The organism is Vibrio sp. VB16 (genome assembly GCF_015594925.2).
Classification (GTDB): Bacteria; Pseudomonadota; Gammaproteobacteria; order Enterobacterales; family Vibrionaceae; genus Vibrio.
Genome location: NZ_CP087590.1, coordinates 3,583,200 through 3,609,814, shown reverse-complemented (window position 1 = coordinate 3,609,814; position 26,615 = coordinate 3,583,200). Strand labels below are relative to the sequence as shown.

The following is a 26,615-nucleotide window of genomic DNA, read 5'->3' as shown; positions in this document are numbered from 1 at the left end:
AAATTCCTTCTTTTACTTGTCTGAACGAACAGAGTTTTCGGGATAGACAAAATCTAACCAACCCCATTTGTCTTCTGTTGTACCGTTGAATAATCCAAAGAATGTGGATTGAATTTTTTCTGTAATAGGGCCGCGTTTGCCTTCACCGACGGTAATCTGGTCAACGCTTCTTACTGGTACTATCTCAGCGGCGGTACCGGTCATAAATATTTCGTCTGCAAGGTATAACGCTTCGCGAGCAATATTTTCTTCTCTGACTTCATAACCAAGTTCTTTGGCTAATATCATGATTGAGTCGCGAGTAATTCCTGGCAGGATAGCGCTAGTGGCAGGAGGAGTATGTAAAACACCATTTTTAATAATGAAGATGTTTTCTCCTGCACCTTCAGAAAGGTATCCATCAACGCTTAAGGCGATACCTTCAGCATAACCATGACGGCGAGCTTCTCCCCCAACAAGTAAAGACGAAAGGTAGTTACCGCCAGCTTTAGCTGCCGTTGGAATAGTATTGGGTGCCGCACGATTCCAACTTGAAATCATTGCGTCGACACCGTTAGCCAATGCTTCTTCCCCCAAATAGGAACCCCATGGGAAGGCGGCAATAATAAGATCCATTTCCGTGTCAGTTGGTGGACAAACACCTAAGCCAACGTTGCCAATAAAACCTAGCGGACGAATGTAAGCGGAGTCTAGCTTGTTGTCTCTTAAGGTTTCACGGCATGCTTCCATCAACTCATCAACAGAGTATTTAATAGGAAACCGATATATTTTTGCAGAATCTTTTAGGCGTTGCATGTGCTCTTTGTGGCGAAAAACAATCGGCCCTTCAGGTGTGTTGTAACAACGAATACCTTCAAATACTGAGGTGCCATAGTGCATAGCATGCGTAAGAACATGGACTTTAGCTTCGCCCCAAGGAACCATTTCACCATTAAACCAAATATAATCAGCAGTGTTTGTTGCCATCTTAGAATCCTTCCTTAAATTTTATAAGCACTGAGCATTTCGTCTTTTTTCAGTCTAGAGGTATGTACATTAGTGACATCCCATAGTTTCTCGACTTGATTTGTAATCAAGGTAATAGGACGATCACTGTCAACGACAAGTTCTATTTGAGCAACTTTACTCTCATGATTTTGTGTCGCAAGTATTTGCTTGATGGTAAAACCTCGGTGTCTTACCACTCTAAGTATACGTTCAACCAAAACAGGCTTATCGTTGGCTTCTATTTTTAATAGGTATCTATCCATTAGGTATTCTCCAACATATCTTGATTTGCTGCGCCCGGTGGAACGAGCGGCCATACGTTTTCATCTTCATCGATAAGAACATGAAGTAGATAAGCGGTTTCACTTGCTAGCATTTCTTTTAGGGCCGGCTCTACTTCTGCTTTCGTTGTAATGGTTTTACCTGGGATACCAAATGCAGCCGCGAGTGCTTGAAAATCTGGGTTATCATCCAGAATGGTTTCACTGTGGCGACCATCAAAAAAGAGTGATTGCCATTGACGAACCATACCCAAACGATGGTTGTTAAGTAAAACCATTTTGACGGCTACTTGCTTTCTTTTTATCGTGCCTAACTCTTGAATATTCATCATAAAAGAGCCATCACCAGTGATCAATATAGATTGATCATCAGGTCGAGCAATCTTTGCTCCAATGGCAGCCGGAAGGCCAAAGCCCATAGTGCCAAGACCAGCAGAGGTTATATAGTTTTCTGGTTTACGTGGTTGTATATGTTGCGCCGCCCACATCTGATGTTGGCCAACATCCGTAGACACGATAGAGCTGTCAGGCATTGAGTCTGAAAGTTGCTTTAATAGTAAAGGCGCATAGATAAGCTCTCCGGGATGATCGTAGCGCCATTTGAATTCTTTTCTCAGACTAGATGTCTGTTCAAGCCATGGAGAAATATCTTGTTCAAGTGTGAGTTGTGGAAGAATTATGTTGATATCACCCTGCAAAGATGCATTTGAACGGCGCAGCTTATTAAACTCTGCTGCATCAATATCGATATGGATGACTCTCGCATCTGGGGCAAACGAATCTAATCGGCCCGTCACTCTATCGTCGAAACGGGCACCAACCACAATTAATAGATCGGACTCTTGAACGATTAGATTGGCTGCTTTCGTTCCGTGCATTCCAACCATTCCTAGGTAATTAGGATCATGACGTTCTACGCTACCCAAGCCTTTTAAGGTACTCACGGTAGGGATTGGATTGTTAATAAGAAATTGTCGCACCGTATCTGTTGCTTTAGCTATTTGAACGCCCCCACCGATGTAAAGAACCGGTTTATCTGCTTTATTGAGTAGGCTTTGGGCTTTTTCTAATGCTTTGGGATCGGCTACTGGAATTGCGGGTGGTTCGATAAATGGAAGAAGATGAGTCGGAGCTTCAGCTAACTGGACATCTTTAGCAATGTCGACCACAACCGGCCCAGGTCTACCTGATTTTGCTACCTCAAAGGCCTCAGCTAACGTTGGCGCTAAGTCATCTATGTCGGTAACTAAGTAACTGTGTTTGGAGCAAGCTAGAGATATACCAATAACATCTATTTCTTGGAATGCATCTGTACCAATGAGTGGGCTAGCAACTTGACCAGTAATGGCAACGAGTGGCACAGAATCTAAAAGTGCATCCGCTAAGCCTGTCACGAGGTTTGTCGCGCCGGGGCCAGATGTGGCTAGGCAGACAGCAACATCTTGAGTTGCTCGTGCCATACCAATGGCCGCCATTGCAGCACCTTGTTCATGTCTGCAAAGTACATGCTCAACGCCACCATCGTAAAGGGCATCATAAATTGGCATGATGGCGCCACCTGGGTATCCAAATACTGTGGTTATACCCTGCTGTTTAAGGGCCGCTACTACCAAGTCGGATCCGTTCATTAATGCCTCCAGCTTGTTTGCGTTGTTCTCAACGCTAATTTAATTCTGCACATACAGTGCTCCTATACTTCCTGTTCTGCTAAATGTAAGCCAAAGTTTATTGTATTGAATAGTAAAAAACCCCCGAACTTTTCAGTGCGGGGGTTTTTTTTAACTCTTGTTATTTTGTTCCGCTTATACGCCCCCGCGCGGTGTCAATAATGACCACGATAATCAGGATAATGAGCACATTTATGTGAGCGGATAATTTCATTAGTTGTCTATTTTTCTAGCGAATGTGTTTGCATCTCTAGTGGTAACATAATTTGTTGTTAGCTGACAAGGAAAAATTCAGTCTTTTTCCATATTTATTTAGCCCAAATACACGCTATATAGTGTGAGCTATAAGTAATTTTTTGATTTTAAATAATTAAAAGGATAGATATGGTACTGGCGGTTATTCACAGCCGAGCAAGTGTTGGGGTGGACGCTCCTCCTGTCACTGTTGAGGTGCATATAAGCAATGGTATGCCAGGTTTTACACTTGTTGGTTTGCCTGAAACCACTGTAAAAGAGTCTAGGGATCGAGTTAGAAGCGCGATAATTAACTCAAATTTTGAGTATCCGAGCAAAAAGATCACAGTAAACCTTGCCCCTGCTGATTTACCTAAAGAGGGAGGACGATTTGATTTACCTATTGCGTTAGGGATCCTCGCGGCGGCTGAACAGATAGCCGTTGATAAACTTGGCGAATATGAGTTTATTGGTGAGTTAGCGCTTTCTGGGGCGTTACGCCCGGTTAAAGGTGTATTACCTGCGGCGTTGGCGGCCAATAAAATTCAACGATGCTTAGTTGTACCTGAAGAAAATGGAGATCAAGCGGCATTGGTTGGCAAAGAGAGGCATAAATCCGCTGCAAGTCTTTTGGAGGTGTGTTCGGCGTTATGCGGGCAAGACAACTTGTCTCTATTTCAGGTAGAAAGGTCTGAAGATAAATGGGTGCGTAGCCGAGATTTACAAGATGTCATAGGTCAGCAACAGGGAAAGAGAGCATTGGAGATAGCTGCGGCAGGTGGACATAATCTTCTTTTTCTCGGTCCGCCAGGTACAGGAAAAACCATGCTAGCTTCTCGACTTTGTGATTTATTGCCTGAAATGAGTGATGACGAAGCGCTTGAAACGGCCTCTGTGGCTTCTTTAACGGAGCAGGATATAAATAAGTTTAATTGGAAGAAAAGGCCTTTTCGTTCTCCTCATCATTCATCTTCTATGGCGGCCTTAGTCGGTGGTGGTTCTATTCCTCGTCCGGGTGAGATTTCCCTAGCACATAATGGATTGTTGTTTCTTGACGAAATGCCTGAATTTGAAAGAAAGGTGTTGGACTCAATGAGGGAACCATTAGAGTCTGGAGAGATTGTTATTTCTAGAGCGGCGGGAAAGACCCGCTTTCCCGCCCGATTCCAGCTCGTTGGAGCACTGAACCCAAGTCCCACAGGTTATTATGATGGCGACAAGTCTCGGATAAACCCTCAGGTAGTACTTCGTTATCTGAGTCGGTTATCGGGGCCTCTATTGGATAGGTTTGATATGTCATTAGAGATCCCCTTATTGCCGAAAGGAATGTTAGCGGAAGGTGGAGATAGAGGAGAAACTACGCATGTTATAAAGAGTAGAGTAGAAGAAGCACGAGCGTACATGTTAAAAAGATCAGGAAAAATAAATGCACTTCTAACAAGCCGAGAAATAGAAAAATTTTGTATTTTGGAGAAAAAAGACGCCGAGTTTTTAGAAGATGCACTACATAGGTTAGGGTTATCAATACGTGCATATCATCGAATAATAAAGGTTGCTCGTACTATCGCTGATTTGGAATCTAATGAACGAATTAGCCGAGCACATTTAGCTGAAGCGTTGGGGTACCGTTCTATGGATAGGTTATTGAAATTATTAAACGCTCAGGTGATCTAGGATAAGGTCAGAATGGCTATTACGTTTACGAATATGGGGTGTAAACGGAGCATTTAAGCTCCGTTTCTAATTTGATGCCTATAGCGCAAGTAGATAATTAACCAAGTCAAAATACTCGTCGTAGTTTTTAATCCCATCGGTTTTAACAACATAACGATTGTTGACAACGACCCCTGGAACTCCGCTTAACTTAACGGCTTTAAATTGTTTATCAAAACGTTTCTGCATTGAATCAATGGCAAATCCCTTGTATGCAGAATCAAATTTCTTTGCGTCTACACCATTGTCGATAAACATTTGACGTAATTCTTTTTCTGTCTTGGGTGGGGTACGAAGCGTGTGTATTTGGTTGAACATGTAAGGAACCATTTTATCTTCAACTTTTAATACAATCATGCTTGCATAAGCTTTAGCCATTGGAATACCCATGTTGCCACCCATAAAGGAAACATGTACTTTTTGAAATTTAGCGTTCTTGGGTATTTTTGTTTTAAGTTGCTGAATAACGGGTTCAAAATTATTACAATGGCCGCAAAAGAAAGAGAAGTACTCGGTAACTGTTGGAGTAGAAGTCTTTTCCAAGTCTAATACTTCATAGTGCGTTCCCTCATTAAATTGAGCGGCTTGTACTGATGTGCTTAACATCAGGGTAGCGAGTAACATAAATATTTTTTTCATTTGATCATTGACTCCATCTGTCGTTATTTTTTTAATTTTTATATTACCATTGAGGCATTAATGCAAGTGGGGGCTCTTGTAAAACCGATATCTGTTCCTTAAATCCAAGCACTTGGTTTTCCCAATATTTTGGGTCGCCAAACCAAGGAAAAGCGAGCGGAAATGCTGGATCTTGCCACCTTTTTGCGAGCCAAGCCATATAGTGTACCATTCGCAATCCACGTAATGGCTCAATAAGTTTCAGCTCTGACGGATTAAAATCGCAAAATTCCTCATAGCCTTCAAGTAATATATCTAATTGAGCAAGCCTGTCATGTCTATCACCGTTTAGAAGCATCCATAAATCTTGCACTGCAGGACCATTGCGGGCATCGTCTAAATCGACAAACATTGGTCCGTCCCGCCATAAAATATTACCGGGATGGCAGTCGCCATGTAAGCGAATTGAGGTGAAATTGTCACTCCAATTGTCTTCAATTCGCGCGATTAATAAATCGAGGTCGCTAAAAAAACTATTTTCTAAATGAGGCGGTATAAAAGTAGATTGTTGCAAAAGCTTACGCGGTTGGTACAGGTATTCGTCTAAGCCGAGACTTGGTCTATGAATAAAAGTTTGTTTCTTACCGATATTGTGAATCCTACCCATAAAGCGTCCAACCCATTCAAGGTGATTCGCATTATCAACTTCAAACTGTCGCCCCCCTACACTGACAAATAAGGTGAAATGATAGCCTTTGTATTTATGAAGTGTACGTCCATTAATAATGCAAGGAGGCGCGACAGGGAGTTCTTGTTCAAGTAGTTCTAATGTAAAGTCGTGTTCTTCTTGAATCTGATCTGTCGTCCATCTTTGTGGGCGATAAAATTTAACGACATAACGCTGTTTTTCTTCGTCCATGAATTGATATACACGGTTTTCATAACTATTTAGTGCAAGCAAACCTGATTCAGCTCTTATTCCAATGCTTTCTATTGCGTACCACATAAAATCTGGTGTTAGAGCATCAAAATTGAATGCAGTGTTTTTTGAAATGTCTGTATTGTTAGAATCGATAGTCATAAATGGATCCAGAAATAAAAAAGGGCCCTTTAGAGCCCTTTTTCTGATTGTTTTGCTAAGTTACAGTTTTTTAACAAACCTGCTCTCAACTTCGACAGTAAATTGGTTACTATCGGTGAGTATAAACTGAATCGTAGCAACAGGAGAGCTTAAGTTTTCAGTTGCTACTCCTAAGCTTATTGGTAAGTTGACAACTTCACCTGGTTGGACTTGAATGGTCTGGTTTCCGTACCAAGTAATATCATTTAGACCCGTTACATCCAGAGAGTAGTTCTGTAGTTGCTGAGTTTTGTTTATTATTTTTAGGTTATAGGTGTTCTCGACATAGCCTTCGGAATTGACTTTAAACAGTTGGTTTCTGTCTCTTAATACACTCATTCCAGCGGGTTCTACACTGGCAATTTGAAGGGCAAACAAGACAAGCATTAATACCATGATACCGCCGTAACCTATTAGTTTCGGTCGCATCACTTTCGTTTGTTTACCAGACAATTTATGCTCTGAGGTATAACTGATTAAATTCTTTTCATAACCCATACGATCCATTGTTTGATTACAAATATCAATACATGCACCACAGTTGATACATTCATATTGAAGTCCATCGCGTATATCAATGCCTGTTGGGCAAACTTGGACACACAAGTCACAATCAATACAGTCACCTAACCCTAGTTTTTTCGGGTCAGCCTTACGTGGGCGAGGGCCTCTAGATTCTCCGCGTTCTTGGTTATAACCGACAATAAAAGTATCTTTATCAAACATTGCGGATTGGAAGCGAGCGTAAGGGCACATGTGAATACAGACAATAGATCGCATCCAAGCTGCATTTGCGTAAGTACATATCGCAAAAAATATAACCCAAAAACCGGCCCAGAATGTCGTATTTAGCGTTAAGAAGTCGACCACAAGATCTTTAATAGGGACGAAGTACCCAACGAAAGTGAATCCAGTAACGAGAGCAATACCAAGCCAAGCTATGTGTTTGATGGTTTTTCGCAGCAGAAGGTTTGATGTCATCTTACCGCCATCTTGTTTTCGCCTTTTATTTGCCGCTCCCTCTAGTTTTTCTTCAAACCAGATATACATAAATGTCCAAACGGTTTGGGGACAGAGGTAACCACACCATACTCGGCCTAAAAATGTCGTAATAAAAAACAAGCCAAATGCCGCTATCATGAATAAGAGTGCAAGCAAGGTTAAATCTTGTGGGTATAAGGTGGTACCAAAAAAATTGAATTGTTGATTGCCAATATCAAGCAATATAGCTTGTCTTTCACCGTATGGTATCCAAGGAACCAATCCGAATAATAGGAGTAAAAACCAAGCGCCATAGCGCCTTAGTTTTTGAAAGGTTCCTTTGCTTTCTCGTACATAAATACCATCACTAGGATTAAATCTATCTTTTTTGCCCTTATGGGTTTTAGGGTTAAATGTTTTGGGAGTCACATCTTTTATGTCTATTTTATCTTGACTCATGAATGTTCCTTTTTGGGCTTTTGATTAAGCGATACGTACTTATATGACATTACTTTTTATGCTTTTAGTATTTATTAGACGACGATTATATATCCCTTAACAAATCGGTTTCTTTATTGATGTCTATTTTTAACAAAAATTGTGATCTAGAAACAAAAAAGCGACACACTTGTGTCGCTCTACATTCTTCTTTCCAGTTGGCCTATTTAATTATTCCACGGGCCTTTAATATCGCTGTTTTGAAGTCATTTTCCTGATCTTTGGCAAGGCCAGGGATCATCTCATTTTTGTTGCTGTTTCTCATCTTAAGGTGATAGATCAGAACATCATCGGTGAGATCGTCCAATTTACCGTTATAACCGGCTTCTTTACATAGTTTAAGGATAAATGGAATCAGATTAGTCTCTGGGTCTTTTTGCCATTCAGGGTGAAGTAACTCAATTACCTCATTAACTCGGTGACACTTCATGATTTCTCCACAACTTTTTTATTGATGTACAGTGCACGTTATCAAATAGAGTGGAAAGAAAAAAGCGCAGAGATTAAGACTGCGCTTTTTTGTTATGCCGCTTGGATGATTTGTTGATCATGCTGCTTACTGATTGCTTTTTTTTCTACCAGACTCTTTGCAGAGGTTGGCGCTTTAGCCATCGGTGCTGAAACAGCTCCACAACGACGTAGAGACACGCTTCTAGTGGTGCGTGAAAACCTGACGGATGTTGGTCGCATCAAAATACCTAACAGTCAGGCAACTCCTTTGCCAAGTTAATGGCCTGATTATTTACGAGATAAATCTCTTTGGTGTAAACCATTCCAACAAATAATCAGGAATAACAATATGCGTTGCATATCGTTATAAATAATATCACTCAGATAGGATCTTATCGAGATATGGTTCAAAAAATAGTTGTTTTTTTAAACACTAATTAGTTGGAAATAGTGTGGTTAGTTCTATTTTGCTATTTTGTGGTGAGTTTTTTTGGTCTAGAGTGGTTAGTATGAATAAGATGTTTTCTAAAGGAGTAAGGTAATGTCGTTTCTTAAAAAAACTTTAGCCAGTTTCGGTGTCGGTTCAGCGAGAGTTGACTCAATCTTACAGCAAGAATTCCTAATTCCAGGTGAAAAAGCGAAGATTGTAATCGAGGTCTATGGTGGTTCTACCCCTCAGGATATCGATAATATAGATCTGAAAATCTATTGTCGGTATATCGACGAAGTTCCTGCAGACAATGATAAAAGTAAAAGTGATAACTATGTGGGAAGAATGAGGCGTGTTCCCCGCGATTATGTTTTGGCGAGTTGGAAGCTTCCTTATTCTTTTACTATTGAATCTGGGCAACAAAGGAGCTTTGATATCGAGTTAGATTTACCTGCCAATACTCCGGTAACAATAGGAGATACCAAAGTTTGGTTGGAAACAGGGCTAGATATTTCCTTGGCTAAAGATCCTACCGATAAGGATATTTTAACGGTAAGACCAACCCCTATTTTGGATGGCGTATTTTCTGCTCTTGAAGAAGAAGGTTTGCGTATTCGGCAGGTGGAGTGTGAAGCGACGAAAGGGTTTGATCTCCCATTTGTTCAAGAATTCGAACTTGTGCCTACTACAGGTCAGTTTCATGGTCGCTGGAGAGAACTGGAAATTGTGGCTTATCAGCATGATGATGCACTCGAACTTTGGTTTGAGATTGATCGTCAGAAGCAAGGGCTGGGAGGTATGCTTTCAAACCTTTTAGGTGCAGGAAAAATAAAGAGAAATTTATTGATACCTAAAGGAACAGAAGGCAGTGAGGCCGGTAAACTGGTGATAGAGTATTTGGTTTCGACAAGTTAAATATTGTCTCAATTATCAAACAATGCCAACAAATTCAGCTTACACGTGTAAGCTTAATGTGACATACTTCGGTATTCTAGCCTTATAAAGAAGCTGAAGTATGTCGACTAAACCAGAAAATGAATACAGTGTATGGGAGGAGATCGCGAATAGTGTGTCCCATGGTCTTGGGATCATTTTTGGTGTCGTTGGGTCCTATTTTCTAATAACAAAAGCCGTTGAGAACAATGCAGATGCATTAACGATAATTAGCATGAGTCTTTATGGTGCTAGCATTATTGTGCTTTTTTTGGCCTCAACGTTGTATCACTCTATCCCATATCAAAAAACCAAGCGAGCACTTAAGACCTTTGATCATTGTGCTATTTATTTACTCATTGCTGGCAGTTATACACCCTTCTTATTAGTAAGTTTAAGAACCCCATTAGCAATTGGCTTAATGGCTGTTATTTGGGCGATAGCCTTGTTTGGGATTATCTTTAAGTTTGCCTTTGTCTATCGATTCGAAAAACTGTCTCTTTGGATTTATCTTACGATGGGGTGGTTATCGCTAATTGTGATTTATCAGCTAGCGATGAATATCGATATAGGTGGATTAGCGCTATTGGCTGTTGGAGGCGTGGTCTATTCTTTAGGCGTTATTTTTTATGTGGCTAAGAAAATACCATTCAATCACGCTATTTGGCATGGTTTTGTTTTGGCTGGGTGCGTATGTCACTTCCTTTCTATCTACTATTATGTTGATCCAAGTTAGCGATTATCAATAAGAGTTGTTTTATTTATAAACCTTAGTTTACGTGCGCCAAAAAGCAGGAAAGAAGAGTACAAGAATAGTGAGTATTTCTAGTCGCCCCATTAACATTCCTAATCCGAGTATCCATTTTGCCAAATCAGGCAACGGCGCAAAATTTCCAGTAGGTCCGATTATGTCCCCCATGCCTGGGCCAACATTTGCGACGGCAGTAATAGAACCTGAAATGCTTGTGATAGGATCTAACCCTATAGCGGATAAAGAGCCCGCAATAATGATTATTGTTGCAAAAAAGGTGATACCAAATGCGACCATTGAACGGACAATATCGTCACTTACAGGACGTTTATTGTAGCGTTGTACAAATATACCGGATGGATGGATTAGCTTTAGCATCTGTTTGTTGAATAGCGTCATCGCAATTTGGAACCGAAATATTTTGATACCACCTGAGGTAGACCCGGAGCAAGCGCCTACTAACATTAAAAAAGCAAAGAGAACGGTAGGTAGTCCTCCCCATGCAGTAAAGTCCTCTAACCCATAACCTGTGGTTGTAATAATAGAGACGATATTGAACATAGATACGCGAATAGCATCCGATGTAGTGTAGCCGTTATGTACAATTAACCAACTGGCTATCACCGCACTAGCGATGACAAATATCAGGGCAAATCCACGAACTTGAGCATCGAGATAGAGGGCGGTAAAGGTTTTGTTTCGTAATACACTAACAAAGAGCAGAAAAGGTAAGCCACCGAGAAACATAAATAATGTCGCTACCCAATGAGCGCCATTAGAAAAATGGTTCATTGAGCCATCCGATGTTGAGTAACCACCAGTGGATAGTGTCGTAAATCCATGATTTACCGCATCAAAGAAATCCATACCAGTGATTAAGTAACCAATGATGCAGGCTGCCGTTAGTGAAAGATAAACAGCAACAATATTTTTTGCGACGGTTTTTGCTCTAGGTGAACTTTTATCAGACCAATCGGATGATTCTGTCTGGAATAGCCTCATGCCACCAACATTTAACATTGGCAAGACAGCGACCGCCATAACAATGAAACCAATTCCTCCTAACCATTGAAGGGTTGAGCGCCATAACAGTATACTTGGCGCCATATTGTCTAGGCCGCTTAAGACGGTAGAGCCTGTTGTTGTAATGCCAGACATCGTCTCAAAATAAGCATCCGTGAAGCTGATATGGTTAATAAACACAAAAGGGAGTGCTGCAAATACGCTCGCTATCATCCAAACCAAGGATGTGATTAGAAACATATCTCTTACGCCAAGGCGGAAATGTTCGGTTTTACCGAGCGAAATACATAGAAATGCAGCGATATGCGTGATGACAACCGCCTTGCCAAACTCAAGAAAACCGTCAGTACCAGAAAAGAATGCGACCAGTGTTGGAATGTACATAAACAAGGCTAGTTTTGATAATACTAACCCTATAACAAACATAATTGGACGAAAATTAACCATGATGAACGCTTAGCCTAGTTATAAAAAGAACGGGCTAGGTTGGAAAAGCAGTTCAACGTCAGGAACATACTTTTTATCCACAAGGAACATAACAACGTGGTCATCTTGCTCTATCACCGTTTTGTCATGAGCAATCATTACTTCTTCACCACGGACAATTGCGCCTATTGTGGTACCAGGGGGCAGTTTTAATTGACCTATTGGTCTGCCAACAACCTTTGATGTGGTTTCATCTCCGTGCGCAATGGCTTCAATGGCTTCCGCTGCTCCGCGTCTTAATGAAGATACGTTAACAATATCGGCACGCCTTACGTGAGTTAATAGAGCCGAAATTGTAGCCTGTTGAGGTGAAATAGCCACATCAATATTGCCTCCCTGAACGAGGTCAACATAAGCGCCACGTTGGATGAGTACCATTACTTTTTTTGCACCCATACGTTTTGCTAACATGGCAGACATAATGTTGGTTTCGTCTTCATTAGTTAACGCAATGAAAACATCCACCTGATCGATGTTTTCTTCAATCAACAGTTCTTGGTCGGCAGCATCACCACAAAATACGATGGTTTTTTCTAGTTCTTCCGATAATTTTTCTGCTCGAGCTAAACTGCGTTCGATTAGTTTCACACTGTAATCAAGCTCTAATCGTTTTGCTAGAGAAGAGCCGATATTACCTCCACCAACGATCATAATACGTCTGTAGGGCTTCTCGAGTCGTTGTAGCTCACTCATAATAGAACGAATATGATAGCTATCCGCTACGAAGAATACTTCATCATCCGCTTCTATTATGGTTGTACCTTGAGGTCTGATAGGTCGACCTTGTCTGAAAATAGCGGCGACACGCGTATCTATATGAGGCATGTGATCGCGCAGAGTGGAAAGTGCGTTACCAACGAGAGGGCCACCATAATAGGCTTTAACTGCCACCAAACTTACTTTCTTATCAGCAAAACTGACAACTTGCAGTGCGCCAGGGTACTGGATTAGACGTTCGATGTAGCTAGTCACGAGCTCTTCAGGAGCAATTAAATGATCAACTGGTACGGCGCCAGAGTGGAAGAGTGTTTCTTTCTCTTTCAAATATTCAGGAGAACGGATACGAGCGATTCGATTGGGTGTATTAAAAATAGTGAATGCAATCTGACAAGCCGCCATATTGGTTTCGTCAGAGTTGGTCACGGCCACTAGCATGTCCGCATCTTGAGCACCGGCTTCGCGTAACGTGTTCGGGTGACTGGCGTGTCCATTGACTACTCGTAAATCGTATTTATCTTGAAGCTCCCTTAAGCGATCACTGTTTTTGTCTACGATGGTGATATCGTTATTTTCACCCACTAAATTTTCAGCGAGTGTGCCACCAACCTGACCTGCTCCAAGAATAATGATTTTCATAACTGTGCCATCTCTTTAAAAAGCCAATATGTCGTTGTTAATGCATATAAATTAGTTTATTAGGCATTCTTTTTTAGTACGGCATAATAAAAACCGTCCATATCTTCTTCCCCGGGAAGAATTTGTCGTCCCGGGCTTTCAATATCAGAGCCGATAAGCTCAGCATTATTCGTTCTTTTTAAAAAACCGATTACTTGTTCACTGTTTTCTTGTGGGGTAATTGAACAGGTAGCATAAACCATTGTGCCACCTGTTTTAAGTTGTTGCCACATAGCGTCGATAATCTCACTTTGAAGTTGTGCTAAAGCCACAATATCATTGGCTCGACGTAACCATTTAATGTCAGGGTGACGTCGAATAACGCCGGTTGCCGAACAGGGAGCATCTAAAAGGATGCGGTCAAACTTTTTACCTGTCCACCATTCTTCTGGCTTACGAGCATCACCGCATATCACTTTTGCATTTAGGTTTAGTCGGTCAAGGTTTTCGTAAACCCTTTTTAGCCGATATTCATCGGAATCTATGGCGACAACTTGACTGTTTTTGATACGCTCTAATATATGAGCCGTTTTTCCACCTGGAGCGGCGCAACAATCAAGAATGAGTTCATTTTCTTGTGGATTTAAGAAATCGACCGATAGCTGTGCTGCCGCATCTTGAACGGAAACCCAACCTTGATCAAACCCTGGGAGGTTGCTGACATCCGTTGGTTTTTCTAGTTTTAATGCATTTCTCGCATGAGGGTGAATGGTTGCATTGATCTCTTCATTCTTTAATAAAGCTAAATATTCATCTCTACTGTGATGCGCTTCGTTTACTCTTAACCACATTGGTGCCTTGCTGTTATTAGCTTCAACAATCGATTCCCAGTTATCAGGGTAGGCGCCTTTCAGTAGCTTAAGTAGCCAACCTGGGTGGCCATATTTTCCAGCGTCATTGCTTACAGCGAACAGGTCTAACTCTTGTTGATTTCTTTGGTAGCTTCTTAAGACTGCATTGATAAGGCCGCTTAGGCTTTGTCCTTTAAGGTTTTTTGTTGCTTCTACTGTCTCGCCAACGGCCGCATGCGCAGGAATGCGCATAAAACTAAGTTGGTAAATTCCAACTAACACCAAATGATGGAACACTCGCTTTTTCCCTTTTAAAGGGTTATCCATTAGTTTATTTGCAATGGTTTCGAGCCTTGGTAAGTAGCGAAGCGAGCCATAGCAAATTTCTTGTAGTAAGGCATGGTCTCGTGGCTTTATGGTTTGTTGGGCGGCAGGAAGAGCAGTAGATAAAGATTGACCTTTATCTACGACTTGGAAAAGAACGGTGGCTGCGGCTGCACGAACATTCATTTTAAAAACCTAATTTCATTTTAACAGTAGTGATCGTTATTAAAACGGGCACATTAGTATGATCTAAAAAGAAGAGGCTAGCGGGAGGCTAGCCTTAAATATCTGTCTTTAAAGTAATTGACTGCCTACTTCAAACCAACTATTGCGTGAGTTGAGGACATCTTGAACAGGCATGGGTTTTTTCCCTGGAATTTGAATCTGTTCTAACACTAGAACATTATCTCCTGTGGCGATATATATACCATGTTTATCGGCTTGTAATATCGTCCCAGGTTCTTTGTCGTTTTTGATGTTTTCGACTCTGCTGCGCCAAACCTTAATATTGTTATCGGCAACACTAAAGTAGCTCATTGGCCATGGGTTAAAAGCTCGAACGCAACGTTCAATTTGCTCTGCATCGATTGACCAGTCTATCTTTGTTTCTTCTTTCGATAGTTTTTTTGCGTAATTAGCAAATGCATCATCTTGCTTTATAGGATTTGCTTTAGAGTCAGCTATATCAGACAAACAGTTAATCAGTGCACTCGGTCCAAGATCAGCTAATTTGTCGTACATTGACGCACTTGTATCTGTTGCTTCAATTGGTAACGTATCTATTTTGAGCATATCACCTGTATCTAGCCCAATATCCATCTGCATGATAGTGATACCTGTTTTCTCATCTCCAGCCCAAATTGAGCGCTGAATTGGAGCGGCGCCTCGCCAGCGGGGAAGAATCGAACCATGTACATTAATGCAGCCCAATCTTGGAGTGTCGAGTACCCGTTGTGGCAGTAATAAACCATACGCAACAACAACCATTATGTCGGCATCGAGGTCAATGAGTTGTTGTTTCGCCTCATCTGACTTGAAATTCTCCGGCTGAAAAACAGCAATATTATTTTCTAATGCGATATTTTTTACAGGACTAGCGGTTAATTTTTTACCGCGACCTGCTGGACGATCTGGTTGAGTATATACAGCAATGACCTCGTGCTCCGAAGACAATAACGCCGCCAAGTGGCGGGCGGCGAAATCCGGAGTACCGGCAAAGACAATACGTAGTGATTGGCTCAAGGTAACCTCGTTGTTAATTGTTTTTTTCGTTGAAGCGTTTAATTTTTTCGAGCTTATCTTTAATTCGCTTACGCTTTAAAGGCGACAAATAATCAACAAAAAGCTTCCCTTCTAAATGGTCCAATTCATGCTGAACGCATATAGCTAAAAGGTCATATGCCTCAAAACTGAATTTTTCGCCATTGCGGTCTAATGCTTCTACCGATACTTCCGAAGCCCTTGGAACTAAAGCTCTTGCTCCGGGAACCGATAGACAGCCCTCTTCTATACCATCATCACCACGTTTATCAGTGATTTCTGGATTAATTAATACCATCGGCTGATCGCGCGAATCGGAAATATCGATTACGACGATACGTTGATGGAAATCAACTTGAGTTGCTGCAAGGCCAATGCCTTCTTCTTCGTACATGGTTTCAATCATGTCATCGACGAATTTTTGGATCTGTGGAGTGACTACCTTGACTGGTTTAGCGACAGTGCGAAGGCGATCATCCGGGAATGTTAATACTTCTAATACAGACATAAATAACTCTAAAAATTGAACTGTGTCCAAACCGCGAAACGGTGAATTACGCAATTCTAGACATTTAATAGATCAAATGACAGCATCCTAAAATCTCAATATTCAGGAATAAAAGCCACGATCTGACTATTTTACTCTTTTTTTACTCAAATTTAGTATTTTTTTTAGTCTCTTCTTTTTTTTGTATATAAGCCCGATCTAAATCTGCTCTAGAGAGAGGTTATTAATGTGTGAAAAAATGCTTTCGGCATGGTTAACTCTTAGTTTTACTCCCTATATAGGGAGTCGTAATTTCAGTAAGTTAGTTGCTATTTCTTCTCCGGAGAATATCGTCAGCTATTCTCGAAATGAATTAGAATACTTAGGGTTAAAACCACAACAGATCGATTACATCAAACGATATGCGGCGAAAGATGTGGATTATTGCCTTTCATGGCAACAATCTGCTGCTTCTCATAGAATTATGACTTTAATCGATAATGATTATCCGGAACTCCTGAAACAAATTGGGCTCCCACCTCCGATCCTGTTTATAAAAGGGGACGTTGATTGTCTGTCTGATCCACAAATTGCCATCGTTGGAAGTCGAAATGCGAGCGTTGATGGTTTGCAAAATGCGAAAGCTTTTTCTGGAGACCTGGCTCGTAAAGGAATAACTATTACTAGTGGATTAGCATTGGGTATTGATGGCCATGCGCATGACGGTGCTCTAAAGGCAGGAGGAAAAACAATTGCAGTGCTTGGTTCAGGTTTAGAGAGTATTTATCCTGCCAAGCATCGTGACCTTTCGAAAAGAATTATAGAAAATGGTGCTTTGGTATCGGAGTTTAGGCCTAATGGGTTACCCAAACCCGAAAATTTCCCTCGTAGAAATAGAATCATTAGTGGACTGTCATTAGGTGTACTTATTGTCGAGGCTGCGCAAAAGAGTGGTTCGTTGATCACGGCAAGGTATGCCAATGAACAGGGTAGAGAAGTATTTGCGCTACCAGGTTCTATTCATAATCCGCACGCCAAGGGGGGGAACTCGCTAATAAAAGAGGGGGCAAGTCTTGTTCAGTCCTCAAGTGATATGCTGAAAGAGATAGACAGTTTGTTGAACTGGTCGATTAACAATCAAAGAGAGCTATTTTCTACTGAAGATGAAAAAGAGCAATTGCCATTTTCGGTACTCTTGGCTAACGTAGGGGAAGAAGAAGCTGTATCGGTTGATATTTTGGCACAGAGGACCCATATCCCAGTGAATGAAATTATGATGCAGCTTCTGGAGCTAGAACTTCAGGGGCATGTTGCAGCTGTATCTGGCGGTTATATTCGAACGAGGAGGGGTTAGCTATGATGGACATCTTGATGTATTTGTTCGAAACCTACATCCATAATGATGCAGAGTTAATAGTCGACCAAGACGAACTTGAAGATGAGTTACTAAGGGCGGGTTTCCACCAAGAGGAGATCTATAAGGCGCTCGATTGGCTCGAAGATTTGGCGGCGCTACAACAGAGTGATCAACGTTCTGCGATTGCAAAAGGCGCGTCAACCTCGACAAGAATCTACACTGAAGATGAAAAAAGTCGTCTTGATGTTAAAAACAGAGGTTTTTTACTCTTTTTGGAACAGGTTAATGTGTTAACAACTGAAACTCGAGAAATGGTCATTGATCGGGTTATGGGATTAGAAACACAAGAGCTACTGCTTGATGATTTAAAATGGATCATTTTAATGGTGCTATTTAATGTACCTGGAAATGAGAATGCTTATACGCTTATGGAAGAGTTACTCTATACCGCAGAAACGGGTATATTACACTAAACGAGATCTTCAGGGCATGTATGAGCGGAAAGATAAATAACCAACTGTTTGAAGCACATGAGCATGCACTAGAGCATGATTCTTGCCCTTTATGTGGAGACACATATGGAGGAGAGCTTGCCCTTCGACATGGAAAGTTAGGACGATTTCTTGGGTGTACTCGCTATCCCGATTGTGAGTACATTAAAACGCTTCATAATAACGACGGACATATCGTTAAGCCGTTAGGTATTCCATGTCCTGAATGTGAAAACGAATTGGTTCTTCGACAAGGTCGTTACGGCATGTTTATCGGCTGTAGCGGTTATCCTGAATGTCATCATATTGAATCACTTGATCAGCCCAACGAAGAAGAAGCAGAGTCGTTTAAGTGTCCTGATTGTACTGGAGGCCATCTTGTCGAGCGAAAATCTCGTTTTGGAAAGGTTTTTTGGGCCTGTGATAATTATCCCGAATGTAGGTTTGCAGTTAATCAACCCCCTAAGAATGGTAAATGTGAAAACTGCGGGTATCCTCTTTTAGTTGAAAAAAACTCCTCTAAGGGAGTTCGTCTTCAATGTGCCGAGCGAAAATGTCAGCATATTAAAAAATAATAACGGCGCAGATAGCGCCGTTTTTATTTTAGTTCCCGCTGTGCTCTAGTTTGATAGCGTAGTGTTTGAGAGCAGGAAATGAAGCCTCATCCAGTATCTCTGATAGTATAAGTAACTGCTCACTTAGCTCATAGTAATTGTCAGCACTGACATTGATGTGCCCCATCTTTCTTCCCGGACGTTTATCTTTGCCATACCAATGAATATGGCATGCTTGTTCTTTTAATACTCCCGTTGGAAGCGAGTCTTCACCAAGAATATTTATCATCGCTGTTGGTCGAATCAGATTGGTACCACCTAGAGGCAGTCCGCATACCGCCCGTAGATGATTTTCGAATTGACAAACCTCTGCGCCTTGCTGAGTCCAATGCCCAGAATTGTGTACCCGTGGAGCGATTTCATTGACTAGCAATTTACCGCCTACATCGAAAAACTCTAAAGCAAGTACGCCAACATAATCTAATGTCTGGGCTACGTTGGTAAACATTTGGTTAGCTTGTAATTGTAAGGCTGGATCGATGATTGCGGTAGAGAGAGATAAAACACCATTGGTATGGATGTTTTCCGCAAGTGGATAAACAGCAATTTTGCCATCTTTACCTCTGGCGCCTACTAGAGAAACCTCTCGATCAAATGGTATAAACGCTTCTGCCACGATGGCTTGGTTTGGTGATTCATCGATGCAAGCTTTTACTTCGAGCCAAATATTTTTTGCTTCTGACTGACTTTTGATTCGCCACTGGCCTTTTCCGTCATAACCACCGAGCGTGCTTTTCAAAACCATGGGCATACCGACTATTTCGATAGCTTTTGCGAAGTCCTCTTGAGTATTTATTACGTGATATTTGGCATTGGCTACACCGGCTTTATCTAATAAGGCTTTCTCTAATCTACGGTCACCACCAATCTTAATGGCTTCAGTACTAGGTAGAAACTTTCCACTTGCTTGGCAAATATCTAAAATATCATGAGGAATATGTTCGAATTCGGCTGTTATTACATCGGCTTGCTCAATAGCGTTTTCTAACCCGTGGCCAAGTAGTGCTTGAGTCAGAGGGTGAATAATATTTTCACTCGTCACATCAAATGCAGAGATATGAATATTGAGTGGAGCCCCAGCTAGTGACATCATTCTGGCCAACTGGCCGGCACCTAGTACAAGAACGTGCATTATTATTAATCCTCTGCAGGGTTAGGGTTTGCCAAAACAGTTTCGGTTTGCTCTTTACGAAAAGCTTCCACCTTTGCCATTACTGCTTCATCATTCGTTCCAATTATTTGGGCTGCTAGTATACCTGCATTTGCTGCACCTGCTTCGCCAATTGCCAACGTTCCAACCGCAATACCTTTTGGCATCTGGACAATCGATAATAGTGAGTCCATTCCTTTTAATGCACGAGATTGAACTGGGACGCCTAATACTGGTAAACAAGTGAAGGCAGCAGCCATACCAGGAAGATGAGCCGCACCACCAGCGCCAGCAATGATGACTTTTAGTCCGCGTTCTCTTGCACTGTTCGCATAGTCAGCTAATAGTTGCGGAGTTCGGTGAGCCGAAACGACTTTCGTTTCGTAAGGTACACCAAATAGATCTAACATTTCAGCAGCAAGTTTCATGGTGGGCCAATCTGATTTAGAACCCATAATAATTCCGACTTTCATCGCTAACTCCTACAAATTAATTCATTCATTGTTAGTTGATATTTTCCGCGCATTATAAGGTTAAAATGGCACAAGGAAAACGTTTGCGTCAGTTATTTTTAAATAGTCATTAGCGGCTTAGCATAAGAATTTGTACACTAAGATGAGTATTGGGGCTATAAAGTAGAAAAATGAGTAACTTTGACCAAGTAATTGAAGCGTTAATTAGTGGCAGCGTAATCGCCTATCCAACAGAGGGTGTTTTCGGTGTTGGCTGCGATCCAGACAATGATGAAGCAATAAACAAGCTTCTTGATGTAAAAAAAAGAGCCGTAGAAAAAGGACTTATATTAGTTGCGGCCACTTACGAACAGATTGCGCCCTACATTGACACCTCTTCATTGAGTACTGAGCGATTAATTGAAATTAAAGAATCGTGGCCGGGGCCAATCACTTGGGTTATGCCTGTTAGTCACCTGACATCTAATCTTGTTACGGGTCAGTTCGATACGGTGGCGGTTAGGGTGACTGATCATCCGTTGGTTCAAAAAGTCTGTATGGCGTTTGGGAAGCCAATTACCTCGACAAGTGCGAACCTGTCTGGGCGACCAGCGTGTATGACGACAGATGAAGTCATTGCTCAACTTGGGAATACTGGTGTTATTGTGTTAGAAGGCAATACTGGGGGTAGAAATAAACCTTCAGAGATAAGAGATGCATGTAGTTCTACAATATTAAGACCTGGGTAGCGGTATTTACAGCAAATAAAACGATATTAACATAGAGATAGAATAGTATCTGCGGTGAAAAAATTATGTCTACAGTGAATAAAGAGCAAGTAAAATCATTTTTGTTAGGGCTGCAAGATAACATCTGTCGGCAAGTCGAACAGGCGGATGGCGGAGCAACATTTGAGGAAGATGCTTGGAAAAGAGAGCAAGGAGGAGGAGGTAGAACTCGAGTCCTTAGAAATGGCGCTGTATTCGAACAGGGAGGAGTAAATTTTTCTCATGTTTATGGTGAAAAAATGCCAGCCTCTGCTACTGCTCATAGGCCAGAATTAGCTGGCCGAAAATTTGAAGCGATGGGGGTCTCATTAGTTATCCACCCTAAAAACCCCTATATCCCCACATCTCACGCTAATGTTCGATTTTTTATTGCAGAAAAAGAAGGAGAAGACCCCATTTGGTGGTTTGGTGGAGGGTTTGATCTGACGCCTTTTTACCCTTTTGAAGAAGATTGCATTCAATGGCATCAAAAAGCGAAATCTATTTGTGAAGCGTTTGGACAAGATGTTTACGCCGAGCACAAAAAGTGGTGTGACGACTATTTTTATTTACCGCATAGAGATGAAACGCGTGGCATTGGTGGTCTGTTTTTTGATGACCTGAATCGATGGGAATTTGATAAATGCTTTTCCTACATCCAAGCAGTAGGTGAAGGGTTTACTTGTGCCTATCTACCAATAGTAAACAAAAGAAAGTTAATGGAATATGGCGATCGTGAACGTCAGTTTCAACTATATCGACGTGGACGCTATGTTGAGTTCAACTTAGTGTACGATCGGGGTACGTTATTTGGATTGCAAAGTGGAGGAAGGACAGAGTCGATACTGATGTCGATGCCTCCATTAGTTAGATGGGAATACGATTTTCAACCAGAGGCCAATAGCGCAGAAGCACGACTCTATAGAGAGTATTTGAAGCCCAAAGAGTGGGTATAAGTTATTGGCTAAGCGAACTTGAAATGGTAGGGTCATCTTAGATGGCCCTTTTTATTTATTACAGTAGGCAAGGATATGGTTGGTACCACGGATAAATACCTCGTATTTGGTAACCCAATTTCACAAAGTAAATCTCCCTTTATTCATACTCTGTTTGCGAGGCAAACTGCTCAAAACATGGAGTATTCTAGCTGTGGACCTGAAGCTGGCCATTTTTTAAGCGCCGTGGAGCACTTCTTTAAGGACGGTGGGAGAGGGTGCAATATTACGGCACCATTTAAGGAAGAAGCATTTCAATTTGCTGATAGGCTGACTAAACGTGCGGAATTGGCTGGCGCAGTCAATACGCTTAAAAGGCTCGATGATGGTGAGATAATCGGTGACAATACAGATGGTGAGGGCCTTGTTCAGGATCTAATTCAGTATCAAGTGCCATTGGAAGGTAGCCGTATTTTGTTACTCGGCGCCGGTGGTGCGGCGAGGGGCGTGATTAAACCTTTATTAGATCAAAAGCCAAGTCAACTTACCTTAGTCAATCGAACATTCGAGAAAGCAGAACAACTTGCTCAGATATTTACACCTTTCGGTAATGTCACTACAGAATATATAGATGAAATAGATAGTCCATTTGATGTGGTTATCAATTCAACCTCTGCCAGCTTATACAAACAAGTTCCGAATATCAGCACTAAAATTTTTGGTGTGAACACCATCGCTTATGACATGACCTATTGCGCAGGGATGACGACCTTTAATCAATGGGCAAGGGATAATGGTGTTGCGCAGATTTATGACGGGCTTGGTATGTTGGTTGGTCAGGCGGCCGAAAGTTTTATGCTTTGGCGAGGACTGCGCCCGGGAACCAAACAGATACTAAGAGAGCTTCGAAAAAACTTGGAGGGCCAGTAATGAATCAGTCGATATTGTTCTCTGATATCCAAGAGTGGGATGACAAACGAGAGGTCGTAGAATTTGCTGCGCAACAGGCGGGTTCATTAATAAAATGCACTATCTCAAGAGAACGACTGACAGCGATGTCAGGATCCATTGAACTACATTCAGATATTATCTTAGATGTCTTCTCTGAGTATCGATTTGATATTGAAGAGATAGCCGAAGAAATGATCGAGGACGAACGCTTTAACGACCTCGATCAAGTTGAAATTAATTAATAGGATTGACGTGTTCTAGATAGTCGTTTTTATTTGCTACATAGTTATCTGCCGATTTTTTTAAAAAGGCCAGTTCTTGTTCTTTCAAAGGACGAGCTTGTTTAACCGGGCTGCCGACATAGAGATAGCCACTTTCTAATATCTTATTCGGTGGTACTAGGCTACCTGCCCCAACCATGACATTTTCCTCAATCGTGACACCATCTAAAACAATGGCAGCCATACCGATAAGCACACAATCGTTAATTGTGCATCCATGCAACATTACTTTGTGTCCAATGGTTACATCGTTTCCTATTATGAGTGGGTAACCATTGGGGTTGTCTTTTGACTTGTGAGTAACATGTAACACACTGCCATCTTGGATATTTGAGCGTTGACCTATATGAATATGATTAACATCGCCCCTAGCCGACACAAAAGGCCAGATACTCGAATCATCTCCAATCTTTACATCGCCAACTAAAACTGAAGTCTCGTCTATATACACAGAGGAACCAATTTCAGGGTGTATTCCTTTAAAGCTTTTCAATTTGCTCATCATTTATCCCTTTTATTTACTTATATAGAGTATATGCAAATAGTAAAGTTAGTAAAACTGGCCTTTAGTGGATAAAAACTGTCCAAACAGTAAATAAATCGTGAAAATCATAAAAAAGGGGTTGCCAATATCCTTAAGCTCTCTATAATGCGCCAACACTGACACGGCACAGCCCACAAGGGTTAGCGCACAATGTCAGTTAGGTGAACAGCTCAGCGAAACGACATTTATTTTCATTTTTTGTAAAGTGAAAAATAAATAAAAAAGTGTTTGACACTTCACGTGAAATCGCTAGAATGGCCGCCTTGCTTAAGACAGACCTTAACGGGGATATCCAAGCAACGCTCTTTAACAATTTAAACCTATATCAATCTGTGTGGGCACTCGTTGATGACAATCGAAGATGATTCTCTGCTTTAGGGCACGAAATCAACAACGGTTTCAATGAACTGAGTGACCTAATTTGATGCTTTCGGGTATCGAACACAGTTATTTAAATATCACTCTGTTGGAGTGATAGAACTTTAAAGAACACTTTACTATTTAACCTTCGGTTATCTAAAGTAAAAGGCAATTTAAAGTCAGTATTCATTGAGCCAAAAAGAACTTAAATTGAAGAGTTTGATCATGGCTCAGATTGAACGCTGGCGGCAGGCTTAACACATGCAAGTCGAGCGGAAACGATGTTAACAATCCTTCGGGAGCGTTAATAGGCGTCGAGCGGCGGACGGGTGAGTAATGCTTAGGAATTTGCCCAGTTGAGGGGGATAACTATTGGAAACGATAGCTAATACCGCATACGCCCTACGGGGGAAAGGAGGGGACCTTCGGGCCTTCCGCGATTGGATAAGCCTAAGTGAGATTAGCTAGTTGGTGGGGTAATGGCTCACCAAGGCGACGATCTCTAGCTGGTCTGAGAGGATGATCAGCCACACTGGAACTGAGACACGGTCCAGACTCCTACGGGAGGCAGCAGTGGGGAATATTGCACAATGGGCGAAAGCCTGATGCAGCCATGCCGCGTGTATGAAGAAGGCCTTCGGGTTGTAAAGTACTTTCAGTAGTGAGGAAGGCAGTAAGTTTAATACGCTTATTGTTTGACGTTAGCTACAGAAGAAGCACCGGCTAACTCCGTGCCAGCAGCCGCGGTAATACGGAGGGTGCGAGCGTTAATCGGAATTACTGGGCGTAAAGCGCATGCAGGTGGTTTGTTAAGTCAGATGTGAAAGCCCGGGGCTCAACCCCGGAAGGTCATTTGAAACTGGCAAACTAGAGTACTGTAGAGGGGGGTAGAATTTCAGGTGTAGCGGTGAAATGCGTAGAGATCTGAAGGAATACCAGTGGCGAAGGCGGCCCCCTGGACAGATACTGACACTCAGATGCGAAAGCGTGGGGAGCAAACAGGATTAGATACCCTGGTAGTCCACGCCGTAAACGATGTCTACTTGAAGGTTGTGGCCTTGAGCCGTGGCTTTCGGAGCTAACGCGTTAAGTAGACCGCCTGGGGAGTACGGTCGCAAGATTAAAACTCAAATGAATTGACGGGGGCCCGCACAAGCGGTGGAGCATGTGGTTTAATTCGATGCAACGCGAAGAACCTTACCTACTCTTGACATCCAGAGAAGCCAGTGGAGACACAGGTGTGCCTTCGGGAGCTCTGAGACAGGTGCTGCATGGCTGTCGTCAGCTCGTGTTGTGAAATGTTGGGTTAAGTCCCGCAACGAGCGCAACCCTTATCCTTAATTGCCAGCGAGTTATGTCGGGAACTTTGGGGAGACTGCCGGTGATAAACCGGAGGAAGGTGGGGACGACGTCAAGTCATCATGGCCCTTACGAGTAGGGCTACACACGTGCTACAATGGCGCATACAGAGGGCAGCCAACTAGCAATAGTGAGCGAATCCCAAAAAGTGCGTCGTAGTCCGGATTGGAGTCTGCAACTCGACTCCATGAAGTCGGAATCGCTAGTAATCGTAGATCAGAATGCTACGGTGAATACGTTCCCGGGCCTTGTACACACCGCCCGTCACACCATGGGAGTGGGCTGCAAAAGAAGTAGGTAGTTTAACCTTCGGGGGGACGCTTACCACTTTGTGGTTCATGACTGGGGTGAAGTCGTAACAAGGTAGCCCTAGGGGAACCTGGGGCTGGATCACCTCCTTAAACGATGATTGCTCATGATGAGTGTTCACACAGATTGAAATAGGTTTAGAAAAGCAAAGAGATGATAACTCAGAAATATCTTCTGTTATTGCATCATGATTTTTCTTAGTTCAACTAAGAGAAAGCATAAAGCAAGAATGGGTCTGTAGCTCAGCTGGTTAGAGCGCTCGCCTGATAAGCGGGAGGTCGGTGGTTCAAGTCCACTCAGACCCACCAAACTCTCCTTTATACTGCGTTAAATTGTTCGTCGTGTATTTACATACACTTCCTTGCAATTTGCCTTGTCTAAAAAGAGTTAACTTTATTAGATTTCATGAGTTGTCAAAAAAAACACCCAACTGATGGGGTTATAGCTCAGCTGGGAGAGCGCCTGCCTTGCACGCAGGAGGTCTGCGGTTCGATCCCGCATAGCTCCACCATCTTTAAGTGTTTTTACTCTGCATAGAGAAAAGAATATTTAAAAATGGTTTTGGCTTATTTTTATAAGTATGAAATCTTTGCTCTTTAACAATTTGGAAAGCTGA

26 protein-coding genes, 2 tRNA genes and 1 rRNA gene are annotated in these 26,615 nt (G+C 42.0%); 13 read left to right on the top strand and 16 right to left on the bottom strand.

Annotated features, from left to right (window positions below; all coding sequences use genetic code 11):
• Positions 1 to 12: 12 nt before the first annotated feature.
• The 3 genes from IUZ65_RS16500 to ilvG are packed head-to-tail and all read right to left on the bottom strand — an operon-like array spanning position 13 to position 2,896.
• Positions 13 to 966, bottom strand: a complete 954-nt coding sequence (locus IUZ65_RS16500; RefSeq protein ID WP_195704725.1) for a branched-chain amino acid transaminase — start codon at positions 964 to 966, stop codon at positions 13 to 15.
• Between the two features lie 14 nt (positions 967 to 980).
• On the bottom strand, positions 981 to 1,250 hold the full coding sequence (gene ilvM / locus IUZ65_RS16495) for an acetolactate synthase 2 small subunit (RefSeq protein ID WP_195704724.1): 270 nt from the start codon (positions 1,248 to 1,250) through the stop codon (positions 981 to 983).
• A complete protein-coding gene (gene ilvG, locus IUZ65_RS16490; protein WP_195704723.1) occupies positions 1,250 to 2,896 on the bottom strand; it encodes an acetolactate synthase 2 catalytic subunit in 1,647 nt (548 codons plus the stop codon). Before ilvG ends, ilvM begins: the two co-directional genes overlap by 1 nt.
• 423 nt (positions 2,897 to 3,319) lie before the next feature.
• Here ilvG and IUZ65_RS16485 point away from each other — a divergent pair, with 423 nt between their 5' ends.
• Positions 3,320 to 4,843, top strand: a complete 1,524-nt coding sequence (locus tag IUZ65_RS16485) for a YifB family Mg chelatase-like AAA ATPase (RefSeq protein ID WP_195704722.1) — start codon at positions 3,320 to 3,322, stop codon at positions 4,841 to 4,843.
• 78 nt (positions 4,844 to 4,921) lie between these two features.
• On the opposite strand, the gene IUZ65_RS16480 is transcribed toward IUZ65_RS16485, so the two are convergent.
• From IUZ65_RS16480 to IUZ65_RS16460, 5 genes are all read right to left on the bottom strand, one after another.
• Positions 4,922 to 5,521 carry a thiol:disulfide interchange protein DsbA/DsbL gene (locus IUZ65_RS16480; protein WP_195704721.1) on the bottom strand — a complete coding sequence of 200 codons (600 nt, stop codon included), beginning with the start codon at positions 5,519 to 5,521 and terminating at the stop codon, positions 4,922 to 4,924.
• Between the two features lie 43 nt (positions 5,522 to 5,564).
• Positions 5,565 to 6,581 carry a serine/threonine protein kinase gene (locus tag IUZ65_RS16475; protein ID WP_195704720.1) on the bottom strand — a complete coding sequence of 339 codons (1,017 nt, stop codon included), beginning with the start codon at positions 6,579 to 6,581 and terminating at the stop codon, positions 5,565 to 5,567.
• Between the two features lie 60 nt (positions 6,582 to 6,641).
• Complete coding sequence (gene ccoG, locus IUZ65_RS16470) at positions 6,642 to 8,060, bottom strand: cytochrome c oxidase accessory protein CcoG (protein ID WP_195704719.1); 1,419 nt, start codon at positions 8,058 to 8,060, stop codon at positions 6,642 to 6,644.
• Between the two features lie 202 nt (positions 8,061 to 8,262).
• A complete protein-coding gene (locus IUZ65_RS16465; RefSeq protein WP_195704718.1) occupies positions 8,263 to 8,529 on the bottom strand; it encodes a YihD family protein in 267 nt (88 codons plus the stop codon).
• Between the two features lie 92 nt (positions 8,530 to 8,621).
• The gene (locus tag IUZ65_RS16460) at positions 8,622 to 8,789 is read right to left on the bottom strand and encodes a hypothetical protein (RefSeq protein ID WP_195704717.1); all 168 of its coding nucleotides are present in this window, start codon (positions 8,787 to 8,789) and stop codon (positions 8,622 to 8,624) included.
• Between the two features lie 301 nt (positions 8,790 to 9,090).
• Between IUZ65_RS16460 and IUZ65_RS16455 the strand changes: the two genes are divergently transcribed.
• Together IUZ65_RS16455 and trhA are read left to right on the top strand one after the other, a co-directional pair.
• Positions 9,091 to 9,894 (top strand): sporulation protein, encoded by an 804-nt coding sequence (locus tag IUZ65_RS16455; protein WP_195704716.1) that lies wholly within the window; start codon positions 9,091 to 9,093, stop codon positions 9,892 to 9,894.
• Between the two features lie 100 nt (positions 9,895 to 9,994).
• Positions 9,995 to 10,648, top strand: coding sequence for a PAQR family membrane homeostasis protein TrhA (gene trhA / locus IUZ65_RS16450; protein ID WP_195704715.1), 654 nt, complete (start codon positions 9,995 to 9,997; stop codon positions 10,646 to 10,648).
• Between the two features lie 39 nt (positions 10,649 to 10,687).
• On the opposite strand, the gene IUZ65_RS16445 is transcribed toward trhA, so the two are convergent.
• The 5 genes from IUZ65_RS16445 to def all read right to left on the bottom strand — a co-directional run bounded on the left by IUZ65_RS16445 (position 10,688) and on the right by def (position 16,450).
• Positions 10,688 to 12,133 (bottom strand): TrkH family potassium uptake protein, encoded by a 1,446-nt coding sequence (locus IUZ65_RS16445; protein WP_195704714.1) that lies wholly within the window; start codon positions 12,131 to 12,133, stop codon positions 10,688 to 10,690.
• An 18-nt stretch (positions 12,134 to 12,151) separates the two neighbouring features.
• Positions 12,152 to 13,528 carry a Trk system potassium transporter TrkA gene (trkA, locus tag IUZ65_RS16440; RefSeq protein WP_195704713.1) on the bottom strand — a complete coding sequence of 459 codons (1,377 nt, stop codon included), beginning with the start codon at positions 13,526 to 13,528 and terminating at the stop codon, positions 12,152 to 12,154.
• A gap of 59 nt (positions 13,529 to 13,587) precedes the next feature.
• Complete coding sequence (gene rsmB / locus IUZ65_RS16435) at positions 13,588 to 14,868, bottom strand: 16S rRNA (cytosine(967)-C(5))-methyltransferase RsmB (RefSeq protein ID WP_195704712.1); 1,281 nt, start codon at positions 14,866 to 14,868, stop codon at positions 13,588 to 13,590.
• 108 nt (positions 14,869 to 14,976) lie between these two features.
• On the bottom strand, positions 14,977 to 15,924 hold the full coding sequence (fmt, locus tag IUZ65_RS16430; protein WP_195704711.1) for a methionyl-tRNA formyltransferase: 948 nt from the start codon (positions 15,922 to 15,924) through the stop codon (positions 14,977 to 14,979).
• A gap of 13 nt (positions 15,925 to 15,937) precedes the next feature.
• Positions 15,938 to 16,450 carry a peptide deformylase gene (def, locus tag IUZ65_RS16425; protein WP_195704710.1) on the bottom strand — a complete coding sequence of 171 codons (513 nt, stop codon included), beginning with the start codon at positions 16,448 to 16,450 and terminating at the stop codon, positions 15,938 to 15,940.
• A 226-nt stretch (positions 16,451 to 16,676) separates the two neighbouring features.
• On the opposite strand from def, the gene dprA reads away from it, so the two are divergent.
• Genes dprA through IUZ65_RS16410 form a run of 3 tightly spaced genes read left to right on the top strand, consistent with a single transcriptional unit; the run spans position 16,677 to position 18,852 of the window.
• Entirely contained in the window at positions 16,677 to 17,783 is a 1,107-nt protein-coding gene (gene dprA, locus IUZ65_RS16420; RefSeq protein ID WP_195704709.1) for a DNA-processing protein DprA, read from the top strand.
• A 2-nt stretch (positions 17,784 to 17,785) separates the two neighbouring features.
• Complete coding sequence (locus tag IUZ65_RS16415; RefSeq protein WP_195704708.1) at positions 17,786 to 18,259, top strand: DUF494 family protein; 474 nt, start codon at positions 17,786 to 17,788, stop codon at positions 18,257 to 18,259.
• Positions 18,260 to 18,279: 20 nt separating this feature from the next.
• Entirely contained in the window at positions 18,280 to 18,852 is a 573-nt protein-coding gene (locus IUZ65_RS16410; protein WP_195704707.1) for a DNA topoisomerase family protein, read from the top strand.
• A 28-nt stretch (positions 18,853 to 18,880) separates the two neighbouring features.
• Here the strand turns inward: IUZ65_RS16410 and IUZ65_RS16405 are convergent, their stop codons facing one another.
• Positions 18,881 to 20,023, bottom strand: a complete 1,143-nt coding sequence (locus IUZ65_RS16405) for a 5-(carboxyamino)imidazole ribonucleotide synthase (RefSeq protein ID WP_195704706.1) — start codon at positions 20,021 to 20,023, stop codon at positions 18,881 to 18,883.
• A 5-nt stretch (positions 20,024 to 20,028) separates the two neighbouring features.
• Complete coding sequence (gene purE, locus IUZ65_RS16400) at positions 20,029 to 20,514, bottom strand: 5-(carboxyamino)imidazole ribonucleotide mutase (protein ID WP_195704705.1); 486 nt, start codon at positions 20,512 to 20,514, stop codon at positions 20,029 to 20,031.
• A 170-nt stretch (positions 20,515 to 20,684) separates the two neighbouring features.
• Between purE and IUZ65_RS16395 the strand changes: the two genes are divergently transcribed.
• The 4 genes from IUZ65_RS16395 (at position 20,685) to IUZ65_RS16380 (ending at position 23,388) form a co-directional block, all read left to right on the top strand.
• Positions 20,685 to 21,242, top strand: a complete 558-nt coding sequence (locus IUZ65_RS16395) for an L-threonylcarbamoyladenylate synthase (protein WP_195704704.1) — start codon at positions 20,685 to 20,687, stop codon at positions 21,240 to 21,242.
• 65 nt (positions 21,243 to 21,307) lie between these two features.
• Entirely contained in the window at positions 21,308 to 22,216 is a 909-nt protein-coding gene (gene hemF, locus IUZ65_RS16390) for an oxygen-dependent coproporphyrinogen oxidase (protein WP_195704703.1), read from the top strand.
• 75 nt (positions 22,217 to 22,291) lie between these two features.
• A complete protein-coding gene (gene aroE / locus IUZ65_RS16385) occupies positions 22,292 to 23,125 on the top strand; it encodes a shikimate dehydrogenase (RefSeq protein ID WP_195704702.1) in 834 nt (277 codons plus the stop codon).
• Entirely contained in the window at positions 23,125 to 23,388 is a 264-nt protein-coding gene (locus IUZ65_RS16380) for a DUF1488 family protein (RefSeq protein ID WP_195704701.1), read from the top strand. Before aroE ends, IUZ65_RS16380 begins: the two co-directional genes overlap by 1 nt.
• On the opposite strand, the gene IUZ65_RS16375 is transcribed toward IUZ65_RS16380, so the two are convergent.
• Complete coding sequence (locus tag IUZ65_RS16375; RefSeq protein ID WP_195704700.1) at positions 23,381 to 23,929, bottom strand: gamma carbonic anhydrase family protein; 549 nt, start codon at positions 23,927 to 23,929, stop codon at positions 23,381 to 23,383. The two genes, IUZ65_RS16380 and IUZ65_RS16375, sit on opposite strands and share 8 nt — an antisense overlap.
• 609 nt (positions 23,930 to 24,538) lie before the next feature.
• On the opposite strand from IUZ65_RS16375, the gene IUZ65_RS16370 reads away from it, so the two are divergent.
• The 3 genes from IUZ65_RS16370 to IUZ65_RS16360 all read left to right on the top strand — a co-directional run bounded on the left by IUZ65_RS16370 (position 24,539) and on the right by IUZ65_RS16360 (position 26,510).
• Positions 24,539 to 26,091: ribosomal RNA gene (locus IUZ65_RS16370) — 16S ribosomal RNA — on the top strand.
• A 139-nt stretch (positions 26,092 to 26,230) separates the two neighbouring features.
• Positions 26,231 to 26,307 (top strand) — tRNA-Ile (locus tag IUZ65_RS16365).
• Positions 26,308 to 26,434: 127 nt separating this feature from the next.
• Positions 26,435 to 26,510, top strand: a tRNA-Ala gene (locus IUZ65_RS16360).
• Positions 26,511 to 26,615: the final 105 nt, after the last annotated feature.

What these genes read in the sequence shown, in the direction of transcription:
- IUZ65_RS16500 (WP_195704725.1), bottom strand. Translation starts at nt 966, where the DNA reads ATGGCAACAAACACTGCTGATTATATTTGGTTTAATGGTGAAATGGTT.
- ilvM (WP_195704724.1), bottom strand. Translation starts at nt 1,250, where the DNA reads ATGGATAGATACCTATTAAAAATAGAAGCCAACGATAAGCCTGTTTTG.
- ilvG (WP_195704723.1), bottom strand. Translation starts at nt 2,896, where the DNA reads ATGAACGGATCCGACTTGGTAGTAGCGGCCCTTAAACAGCAGGGTATA.
- IUZ65_RS16485 (WP_195704722.1), top strand. Translation starts at nt 3,320, where the DNA reads ATGGTACTGGCGGTTATTCACAGCCGAGCAAGTGTTGGGGTGGACGCT.
- IUZ65_RS16480 (WP_195704721.1), bottom strand. Translation starts at nt 5,521, where the DNA reads ATGAAAAAAATATTTATGTTACTCGCTACCCTGATGTTAAGCACATCA.
- IUZ65_RS16475 (WP_195704720.1), bottom strand. Translation starts at nt 6,581, where the DNA reads ATGACTATCGATTCTAACAATACAGACATTTCAAAAAACACTGCATTC.
- ccoG (WP_195704719.1), bottom strand. Translation starts at nt 8,060, where the DNA reads ATGAGTCAAGATAAAATAGACATAAAAGATGTGACTCCCAAAACATTT.
- IUZ65_RS16465 (WP_195704718.1), bottom strand. Translation starts at nt 8,529, where the DNA reads ATGAAGTGTCACCGAGTTAATGAGGTAATTGAGTTACTTCACCCTGAA.
- IUZ65_RS16460 (WP_195704717.1), bottom strand. Translation starts at nt 8,789, where the DNA reads ATGCGACCAACATCCGTCAGGTTTTCACGCACCACTAGAAGCGTGTCT.
- IUZ65_RS16455 (WP_195704716.1), top strand. Translation starts at nt 9,091, where the DNA reads ATGTCGTTTCTTAAAAAAACTTTAGCCAGTTTCGGTGTCGGTTCAGCG.
- trhA (WP_195704715.1), top strand. Translation starts at nt 9,995, where the DNA reads ATGTCGACTAAACCAGAAAATGAATACAGTGTATGGGAGGAGATCGCG.
- IUZ65_RS16445 (WP_195704714.1), bottom strand. Translation starts at nt 12,133, where the DNA reads ATGGTTAATTTTCGTCCAATTATGTTTGTTATAGGGTTAGTATTATCA.
- trkA (WP_195704713.1), bottom strand. Translation starts at nt 13,528, where the DNA reads ATGAAAATCATTATTCTTGGAGCAGGTCAGGTTGGTGGCACACTCGCT.
- rsmB (WP_195704712.1), bottom strand. Translation starts at nt 14,868, where the DNA reads ATGAATGTTCGTGCAGCCGCAGCCACCGTTCTTTTCCAAGTCGTAGAT.
- def (WP_195704710.1), bottom strand. Translation starts at nt 16,450, where the DNA reads ATGTCTGTATTAGAAGTATTAACATTCCCGGATGATCGCCTTCGCACT.
- dprA (WP_195704709.1), top strand. Translation starts at nt 16,677, where the DNA reads ATGTGTGAAAAAATGCTTTCGGCATGGTTAACTCTTAGTTTTACTCCC.
- IUZ65_RS16415 (WP_195704708.1), top strand. Translation starts at nt 17,786, where the DNA reads ATGATGGACATCTTGATGTATTTGTTCGAAACCTACATCCATAATGAT.
- IUZ65_RS16410 (WP_195704707.1), top strand. Translation starts at nt 18,280, where the DNA reads ATGAGCGGAAAGATAAATAACCAACTGTTTGAAGCACATGAGCATGCA.
- IUZ65_RS16405 (WP_195704706.1), bottom strand. Translation starts at nt 20,023, where the DNA reads ATGCACGTTCTTGTACTAGGTGCCGGCCAGTTGGCCAGAATGATGTCA.
- purE (WP_195704705.1), bottom strand. Translation starts at nt 20,514, where the DNA reads ATGAAAGTCGGAATTATTATGGGTTCTAAATCAGATTGGCCCACCATG.
- IUZ65_RS16395 (WP_195704704.1), top strand. Translation starts at nt 20,685, where the DNA reads ATGAGTAACTTTGACCAAGTAATTGAAGCGTTAATTAGTGGCAGCGTA.
- hemF (WP_195704703.1), top strand. Translation starts at nt 21,308, where the DNA reads ATGTCTACAGTGAATAAAGAGCAAGTAAAATCATTTTTGTTAGGGCTG.
- aroE (WP_195704702.1), top strand. Translation starts at nt 22,292, where the DNA reads ATGGTTGGTACCACGGATAAATACCTCGTATTTGGTAACCCAATTTCA.
- IUZ65_RS16380 (WP_195704701.1), top strand. Translation starts at nt 23,125, where the DNA reads ATGAATCAGTCGATATTGTTCTCTGATATCCAAGAGTGGGATGACAAA.
- IUZ65_RS16375 (WP_195704700.1), bottom strand. Translation starts at nt 23,929, where the DNA reads ATGAGCAAATTGAAAAGCTTTAAAGGAATACACCCTGAAATTGGTTCC.